Consider the following 2,557-nt stretch of genomic DNA (forward strand, 5'->3'; position numbering starts at 1 on the left):
CCTGCCCAAGCTGTTGGCGGCGGCATAATCACGCCCGGACTCCGCCTGAACGGCGGCTCCGGGCGGCTCGGAGCGCGAAAAGGCGCTCCATTCTGACAAAAACGGGCGCCGAAACGCCATTTCCAAGCCTCAGCGGAGGCAAAAAGCCAAAATATGTTCGTTTTTCCGCGTCCTGCTAGGCCGAAGTGGTATTGGCACGTCAATCAGCGTCTTGGTTCGCTTCGCTATTTGATGAAGGGCATTGATCCAGACGCCTCGTTCAACGACGGCGGTAAGCGCGTTCGCTGGTGCGACCATCTTGGAATTGATCCTTCTGACCAAGGCACCGTCATAGGGCCTCGCTACGGGGTCTCTCAGAGCCTTGGAGCCGCTTCCCGCTACGCTACAGGCTGGCAAGAGCTAACCGCACCAGCGGAGCTACAAAGGGCCTTTGCGTACAGGCCGAAGCGCCACCAGCCGGAACAGGTGGCGGCATGAGTGACGTTGCTTGGGCTTGGGTACGTCCGAACCGTCGCCGGTATTCTCCGGTACGGCGAGACGTTGACGGAACCCCAATCCTCGACCCGATCACGGAAGCTGTGGAAGCGCAGCTTGATCGTGACCAGCTTGCCGGACGGCTTCATCCTGAGTGGGTGCCGCCCGGCTTCAGCCGATACCATTAAAACTAGTTTCGGGATTGGACGCTTAATCGTGCTCAATCCCAAACGCAACCTTGTCTATCGCGACCTTCAGCGCAGCAATGCTGTGAGTGCCGTAGTTCCGCCCAACATGACTACTCTTGTGGCCCGTCAGACGATCACTTACGTCTTCGTCCAGGCCAGCAGCCCGGCAAGCACTCTTGAAGGTATGACGAAGAAAATGAAGGGCTTTGCTTTCGTCTTTTACACCGGCGCTGTCGATTGCTGTGTTAAGTCTCTTGGATGCAGCGGATTTATTGCCGTGCGTAAACAGTCGGCCTTCCTTCGGTACCATATCAAGAAATCCATCGGATAGTAGTTGTTTATGAACGGGCACTGGACGGCGAGAGTTCTTGGTCTTCAGGCTTTGTCCCTCGCCTTGGTCTGTAAAGTTGATATAGATTACCCCACCATCGTCGCGGATATCGTTCGCATCAAGTTGGAATACCTCGTTAAGCCGTGCGCCAGTGTATAGGCACAGGCGGAAAAGCCACCAATCATGTCTTTTCTTTTCCAGATTTGAGAATACTGCGGATAGATCAGACTTAGATAGGTCTTGACGTGTAACGCTATCATCGGGCGGATTGAAGAGAATACCTTCAAACGGGCTTTTCTTGATCTTCTGGTTTCCGCAAGCGACGTTGAATATCGCGTGTAGGAGCGTCCAGTATTTCTTCTTGGTCTGTGATTTCCTGTCCAGTTCAAAAAGGTAATTCTTGTAATCAAGTATATGCTGCGGCGTTATATCGGCATAGGGTAGGGGGCCGTTAACTTCCTCGAAGTGCCGAATAGCGCCCTTGGCATCGCTCACAGTTGTCTTGGCAGGTTTACGCTCCCGCAACCAATCTTGAAGAAGCTCGCCAAGCTTTGCGCGTTGATCCTGATTGCCAGCGGAGCGGGACATTAGTGCTTCGTATTGAGCCTTAAGCTTCTTCTCTTCTGCATCTTGAAGCTGGATCAGGTAATTTCTAACTGGAGTGACATAGCGTTCAGGAATGACGAACATGGGCGTGCCATCTTCATAATGGCCGACCGCAAAACTAGTTTCGTGTGTGCGCTCGTACTGGATACGAGCAAGAGTGTCCTTAAGGTAGTCTAGCTGTTCCTCTACCGAAGGTTCGTCAACGATTGAGGCGCTGCTCATAAGCGCTTGAATGAGGATTTCGCGTTCTGCCTCTGGCATGTTGGCGGAACGCTCATCCACCATAGCGATGGCTTCTTCCCGCGTCGGTTCACGCCCGCCATGATGGTCGCCAAGCTCCATAATCTCGTAGAAGTCTGCCTTGGTTGCGCTAATCTCTTTAACGGCCTGTGCAAAGGCCGGAGATGCGAGGAAGGTCTTTTCCGCAGCAACCCTGCGGGCTTCTTCTGCAATGCGCTCAGCGGCTTCCTGACGGGCTTTACGCCGCTCTTGAAACTCTGCGTCTAGCTTGGCTAGAACCGCATGCAAGCGCCGCTCTGCTTCCCGCTTGTCCTTGGTGTCCAGCGAACCACGCAGAAGGCGTCTCGGATATTCGTTCTGAAGGTCCGTCGGTACGACCTTGCGGTAGTACCATGTGCCTTCCCGTTCCCAGAGTCCCTTAACCGAACGCTTCTGCACTGAGTTTGCCCCAAGAGTAGCACAGCAAAGTAGCACACAGAAGGGCATAAAAGCGCTTGCTACGCAACAGGTTTAGAGCACCTAACAAAACGGCGTTTGGGCTGTTGAGAGTGGCATGGCTGCACCTCTGGTCTCCGACGCCCTTTGGGCCCTGATTGAACCGTTGCTCCCAGCGGAGCCGCCCAAACCGAAGGGCGGGCGGCCTCGGCTGGACAACCGGGCGGCATTGACCRGCATCCTGTTCGTGTTGCGCTCTGGTATTCCCTGGGAACTGCTGCCG

The 2,557-nt window shown here is 54.7% G+C and carries 2 protein-coding genes; one reads left to right on the forward strand and one right to left on the reverse strand.

Translation table 11 applies throughout. From position 1 onward, the window contains the following. Window positions 1-684 precede the first annotated feature (684 nt). On the reverse strand, window positions 685-2,277 hold the full coding sequence (locus VH569_RS35180; protein ID WP_423321910.1) for a DUF6538 domain-containing protein: 1,593 nt from the start codon (window positions 2,275-2,277) through the stop codon (window positions 685-687). 115 nt (window positions 2,278-2,392) lie between these two features. Between VH569_RS35180 and VH569_RS35185 the strand changes: the two genes are divergently transcribed. Further along, on the forward strand, window positions 2,393-2,557 hold a 165-nt coding region (locus VH569_RS35185), incomplete at its 3' end, for a transposase (RefSeq protein ID WP_423321912.1).

Origin of the sequence: Azospirillum sp. 11R-A (assembly GCF_049472615.1) — a bacterium.
In the GTDB taxonomy this organism is placed as follows: Bacteria; Pseudomonadota; Alphaproteobacteria; order Azospirillales; family Azospirillaceae; genus Azospirillum; species Azospirillum palustre.